This window comes from Lactiplantibacillus sp. ME-2 (assembly GCF_022549155.1).
Classification (GTDB): domain Bacteria; phylum Bacillota; class Bacilli; order Lactobacillales; family Lactobacillaceae; genus Lactiplantibacillus; species Lactiplantibacillus plantarum.
The window spans coordinates 1-5,694 of sequence record NZ_JAKZEQ010000073.1 but is presented as its reverse complement, the minus strand read 5'-3'; the positions used below and the strand labels follow the sequence as shown (position 1 = coordinate 5,694).

At 40.9% G+C, this 5,694-nt stretch carries 7 protein-coding genes; 3 read left to right on the top strand and 4 right to left on the bottom strand.

Annotated elements, in window-relative coordinates; translation table 11 throughout:
• Positions 1-168: 168 nt before the first annotated feature.
• On the top strand, positions 169-432 hold the full coding sequence (locus MMY95_RS14960) for a hypothetical protein (RefSeq protein ID WP_008271158.1): 264 nt from the start codon (positions 169-171) through the stop codon (positions 430-432).
• Between the two features lie 150 nt (positions 433-582).
• On the opposite strand, the gene MMY95_RS14955 is transcribed toward MMY95_RS14960, so the two are convergent.
• The 3 genes from MMY95_RS14955 to MMY95_RS14945 form a co-directional block, all read right to left on the bottom strand.
• Positions 583-1,860, bottom strand: coding sequence for an ISL3 family transposase (locus MMY95_RS14955; protein ID WP_075060720.1), 1,278 nt, complete (start codon positions 1,858-1,860; stop codon positions 583-585).
• A 148-nt stretch (positions 1,861-2,008) separates the two neighbouring features.
• Positions 2,009-2,071, bottom strand: a complete 63-nt coding sequence (locus MMY95_RS16145; protein WP_222843308.1) for a putative holin-like toxin — start codon at positions 2,069-2,071, stop codon at positions 2,009-2,011.
• Between the two features lie 208 nt (positions 2,072-2,279).
• Positions 2,280-3,242 (bottom strand): S41 family peptidase, encoded by a 963-nt coding sequence (locus MMY95_RS14945; protein WP_021816918.1) that lies wholly within the window; start codon positions 3,240-3,242, stop codon positions 2,280-2,282.
• 299 nt (positions 3,243-3,541) lie between these two features.
• Between MMY95_RS14945 and MMY95_RS14940 the strand changes: the two genes are divergently transcribed.
• Positions 3,542-4,279 (top strand): helix-turn-helix domain-containing protein, encoded by a 738-nt coding sequence (locus MMY95_RS14940; protein WP_045353896.1) that lies wholly within the window; start codon positions 3,542-3,544, stop codon positions 4,277-4,279.
• Positions 4,280-4,484: 205 nt separating this feature from the next.
• Here MMY95_RS14940 and MMY95_RS14935 read toward each other — a convergent pair whose 3' ends face one another.
• Entirely contained in the window at positions 4,485-4,589 is a 105-nt protein-coding gene (locus MMY95_RS14935) for a putative holin-like toxin (protein WP_021816919.1), read from the bottom strand.
• Positions 4,590-4,716: 127 nt separating this feature from the next.
• On the opposite strand from MMY95_RS14935, the gene MMY95_RS14930 reads away from it, so the two are divergent.
• The gene (locus tag MMY95_RS14930) at positions 4,717-5,664 is read left to right on the top strand and encodes an FRG domain-containing protein (RefSeq protein WP_080335237.1); all 948 of its coding nucleotides are present in this window, start codon (positions 4,717-4,719) and stop codon (positions 5,662-5,664) included.
• Positions 5,665-5,694: the final 30 nt, after the last annotated feature.

Below are 5,694 nucleotides of genomic sequence, written 5' to 3'. Positions count from 1 at the left end.
CTACGACTGCAGCGGCACTGCCGGCGACGGGGGATACACACAGCCCGTTGGCCGCAATCGGTCTAGCTATCCTCAGCGTGCTGGGACTGGCTGGACTTGCATCCCGGAAGCGGCGTGTATAGTTTATATGTAGACGATAGCGGCAACATCGGGGGGGGGGTGAAGAGGATGCAACCAGTGACCATTACTAATTTAGACCGGGTGTTGACCGCGTTGGTGCAGGCGCGCCAGCGGGGAGAACTCTCTCCTGACCAGGTGGTGCTGGATGTACGCCCGCACGAGCCCGGATCGGCGCACGTTTTCACGGTACGGGACGACGCTGGCAGGCAGCACGTACTCGTTGAACTCCGGTTTGATGAGCCCTTACCCGATAACTACGCCAGTGAAATACGCCGCCGCGGCTACCACCTCGAATTGGTGGATGGGCGGTAATCATAAAGAACTTGAAGTCGGTACACGGCGCATTGATTGCGAAGTGTGCCGGCTTTTTGCGTTTGTCTCGGCAATTGTTGGCTCTTCGTCAAGTAGAGTTGATAGATCTTTTGTGAAGCATCTAGGCCTTAATTGGTCTAGGTGCTTTTATTATGCTGCTGCCTTGCTGCTCTTAGCTCTGAACCAAACCCGTTCCAGGAATATACGATTGATGAAATTGTTCCAATTCGTATAGCCGTACGCAGTATTCTTAATCTTCTTGATGATGCCGTTAATACCCTCAAGGAAGCCATTTGAGTACTCATAGCGTAATGCATTGATGACTTGTCTCTTGTACTTCTTTAACGTTTTGATAGACTGATCCATTCGGTTTCCTAATGATCGATAGCTCTCTAGTGCGGCTGCGAGTGCTGACGCATCACGCTTTCTAACCGCTCCTATAATCTCCTGGTAGACTTCATATGCTGACCGGAACTCCGGGCTCAGGTCTAAGCTCTTGGCGACCAGATTTACAGTTGTTTCGTAATAGCCGACGCTGGTGTGATACGTGGGTTTTATTGCTTCAAGTTCGTTGAAGTCCTTAAGAAAGATTTTCCACTCGCGTTTCATGAATCGGTATTCCTTGCTACGCTTAGATAGACCCTTCATTACTTGGATACGGACCATGTTGAGGGCGGTCGACACCATCTGGACGATATGGAACCGATCCACAACTATCTTGGCGTTTGGAAACAAACGTGGAACTAGGTTGATATATCCGGCGTTCCGGTCTAACGACACTGTCTGCACTTGCTGGCGGACACTGAGTGGAAATCCTTCAAAGTACTTCGTTATTGCGTATGCCGTCCGGCTCGGTAGAATTGCGCCAATCTGGTGTCGATCGCCATCACCCCAGATGAAGATCATTTTGTTGGTAGCTTTGAACTCATCAAAAGCCAGATGCTTCGGGAGCCATAGCTTTTGATGGTAGTTATGCTTCGCCGCTTCTTCATCAATAATCCGCTGGACGGTCTTATCAGCCACGTGGAAGCGTCGCGCAATGTCGGTTAATGAACAGTTGCTGAAGGCTTCAAATAGCACCATCTGGCGGACTGGGGTGCTGATGGTGCTACGCGGTCGGACGTAATCAGTCTCACTCTGAAAGACCGACCGGCACAACTCACAACGAAATCGCTGACGGCTAAGCTTCATATAGGTGGGACGGTAGCTGTAACTGGGCATAAGTACGCAGGTACGTTCAAACCCATAACGAACTAGTTTGCTGGCAAAGCCACAGGCAGGGCAATGCTCTGGTTGGAGTTTAAGTTCGGTATAGAAGACAAGGGCTTTAGCGCCCCGAATTTCTTCAATGACAGCGTCTTTCGTAAAGATAATGTTAGGGCCCTTGATTTCTAGAACCATTCGGATAGACTTACTTGTAAGGGACATTACACAAACTCCTATTCTCTATTCTTTGGTCGGGACAGTGAACGAGCAGAAAGTGTAATGTCCTTTTTGCGCGTTCAAATATAGAAATGGTATAGAAAAAGGAGCTGGTAGGCAAGCTGCCTATCAACTCCAAATATCGTAGCGCCTTTTATTTGTGGTGCTTGTCGATATAGCTGAGGAGCGCGATTAAAAACGTGCCAAACAGCAACATCAACGAGAGTGTCTGGAAGACGCTCATTGACTGTGAAACCTTCCTGAAGATTATTCCATGTTTCCATGGGCCTCACCTCACAAGGGAAAAGACAGCCACCGCCTTTAAAAATTTAGAGTCCTAATATACTTGACTTTACGTAGAAAAAACTTACTTGCTTAATCCATTATACAGCGGAAGCTAGCGATCAACCGACTCTAACCAAAAACTAGTTTTGAGTTAATAGCCAATTGTTTGCTTGAACAATTGGCCTGTTAGTTTGCACTTCAGGTTTAATTTTATTATTGAAGAGTACTTGCCCATTGTTTTTCTTGATTTTTTCAGCAGTTATGTTTACTTGGGCACCATTATACATAGTGTACGTATCGTTGATACTGGTATACCCAGCAGAGTTACCACCAAAAGTTTTAACGTTGGGATTGGTTTCAAGTGCTAAAGCCGTTAACTCGCCTGAACTAGCAGTCCATCGATTGAGTATCACCGCAACAGGAATTCCTGTGATTTTTTTTACCTTGCCGAGGTCTATCTTAGTTCCCATGTTGTTAGTAACACTCCCTTGGAAGGTCACACTCGTAGGCTTGTTTGCCGCATTAACTACTTCAAATAATTTTCCATTAGGGACAACTGGCGAAATTCCAGCTAACATTGGGCCAATGTCACCACCTAGGTTATTCCTAAGATCAATGATAATACCCTTATATGTTTTACTAGTCAGCTTATAATAAATTGTGTTTGCGTATCTTTTCCCTTGTGATGATGATCCATTGAATTCTGGTAAGTGGACGTATAAGATATTATTTTTAACGCTGCTAGTTGGTGCTTTGTATTGTGAAACTTCTTTTTTTACTTCTGATGGAGTTATCAAAGAAGCGTGCTTACCACCCTTAATTGCCAAGGCTTGTTTTAACAGTGGATAAATTTCTTTGTAGGTATGCTTATTTGAAATGTCATTGCGAATCTCTGTCATCCTATTTTTCTGCGTTTGATTTTCTGTATAGATCCCTGTGGACGATATTTTATTAAAAGCCAGCATGGCGTCTCTTTTAGGGGTTGGTGGGACCAAGTAGAAGTTAAAGTTAGGTCCATACTGATATCCTATGTATATTCCTCCAGAAATAATCACTAGCATAGTTACTATTAGTGAGATAATTAATTTTTTGTGTTTTTTCAAAGAATTCACTCCTTAATCCTTAAAGATACTCACAATTTAATTTTAACACATTAGGGAATATGCTTAACCATCATGGGATATTTATAAATGAGTTAGCTTCAAGAAAGGTCGCTATCTTACGTAATCGCTACTCCAATGAAGCTCACCACAAAAAAATATCAGACGTGGTTTTCTGGTTGCCATTGCCAGATGGAATCAGTGTTCTTTCGTTCAATACGGAAAAACGGGCAATGTAACATGGTAATTGCGTTACATTCGCGAGATTTCTGCTATCTTAAAAGTTAAGGAGGGCTATTAAATTGCAATTTGCTAATGTATTACGGAAAAAAAGAAAAGAACTGCACTTAACCCAGCAACAATTGGCTGATAAATTACATGTGACACGTCAAACGCTATCACGCTGGGAAAATAATTTAAGTTATCCAAATTTAGACACATTAGTAAATTTAAGTGAATTTTTAGCTGTTCCTCTAGATATTTTACTTAAAGGTGATGGAAATTTGATGGTCAATAAAATTAGTCAAGATGTGCGGGATAAAAATAAATACAAACGCTACTTGCTAATTGTGTTGGGAATTATTGTGCTACTGTTTTTATGGTTAAGTATATTAGGATATGGGCGTGCCACGCAAAATGAATGGATTGATCGTTTCAATCCTTTTTTAAGAGTTCAATATGGTTATGCGGTACTCCCTAATCAGGTCCCAGAGAAGAGAAAAAAGACAACTATCATTGATAGCGATGGTAAAAATAAACATGTTGCTGCTGTTAAAACCCCGCAGCGAGTTGATGCGTTTGTAGCTGATGATCCTTTTGGTAGTGGTAGTTGGCTAAAGTTTTATACCGGACAATATAGTTCTAAACAGCACTGGGCACTTGTTGCTCATAAAGGATCCTATGTTGCAAATATTCGTCTGGTCTCTCGTGCGCAGAGCCCCCTAATGATGCGTGAACAAGCTGGTAATCATTATGTGGCTTACGATACTCATGCAGAAAGACGGATTACTAAACGATTTCCGTGGTGGCCGTTCAATTAAGAAAATTAGTATTGATTACTCACATTAAAACTGCTAAAAAAGCTGATTAAAAATAGTCGAAAGTCAGTTATAGTCATGCTATAATGTGAGTAAGAAAAAGGAAGCCCTGCTGGAACAGGACTTCCCGTGTAGAGCCGCTTAAGACGGTGGCAAAGTTTAATAATAGATTAAATAATCCGTTAGCCCTGCCAAAAGCTAAGACGGATTATTTTTTTTGCTGACTTTTGATCAGCTCAACAATTAATGCAATTAAAGCCACGATAAAGGTATCGAAAGCCAGCATTAATTGTAAAGCGTCCGCAACGGACACTTAGGCTACTCCTTTCGTTAGGATTTATGGGCTTTAAAGGTTTAACACCATAAGCACCACCTCCGATTGGAAATAGCCACCGCCTTAACTTCTCTACGAACTTTAATTATACAAGAGGAATGAAATATTGGCTACGTTACAAAAAATCATTTCAAAAGCTAAGGATAATAGCAACTTCATTTATCGAGGGTGTGCATTTGAAAAATATGATTTAGTTCCAACTCTAGCTAGAAAGTTAAAAACAGACATCAGTTTTGCCCAATACAATATTTATTCTGACGTTGTTAAAAAAGCCGCTGAGCGAGGGTATTCAGAAGTAGGTATGAATGGGCTGGCAGATGGCCTTTCTCAGCACTACGGGCTCAGCACTAGTTATCTAGACTGGAGTTATTCGGTCTATGTAGCTTTATACTTTGCATTCACCAGTTATATTAAACAGTTTGTTGATGAAAATATTTTGGACCAACATATCGATCTTTGTAAAATGCATTGTCTTAGAGACGACTTCAACAAGCACAAGTATTGCATATATAGACTTAATAAGACCTTATATGATGAGTTAAAGAATCAATATCCTAAATTACCGCTAATAGTATCTGATACAGATCATAAAAACGAAAGAATGGAATCACAGCAGGGGCTGCTATCTAGCATAGATAGCACAAAAGTAAACGATAATGCTAAAATTCAAAACTCTCAAATTAAAATATTGGCTGATTGGCTTCAATCTAATAATCCTGATGACTTTTTGAAGCAATCTGGCGATAAATACTCATGGAATAATGAAACTCTTTTAGAAAAAATAACCTTCAAACTATCGCAAAGAGATCGAAATGATTTACAAAAATATTTAAAAGAAAACGGAGCCATCAGTACCAAATTATTTCCGGATTTTGAGGGTGTAAAAAAGAACATAGAATTTTCAAAAGATTATAATATTTTGAGAGATTGGGAAATCGCCTATCAAGAAGCTCCTTTGCATTCAAATTTTACAGCCCCAGAAGATTTATCAAAAATGGTAAATGGAAATCAAAACGTTATAAATTCAAGATTAAATGGTAGATTGCAAATTTAATCCGAATTTTTGGACAAATTTGTCAGCATA

What these genes read in the sequence shown, in the direction of transcription:
- MMY95_RS14960 (WP_008271158.1), top strand. Translation starts at nt 169, where the DNA reads ATGCAACCAGTGACCATTACTAATTTAGACCGGGTGTTGACCGCGTTG.
- MMY95_RS14955 (WP_075060720.1), bottom strand. Translation starts at nt 1,860, where the DNA reads ATGTCCCTTACAAGTAAGTCTATCCGAATGGTTCTAGAAATCAAGGGC.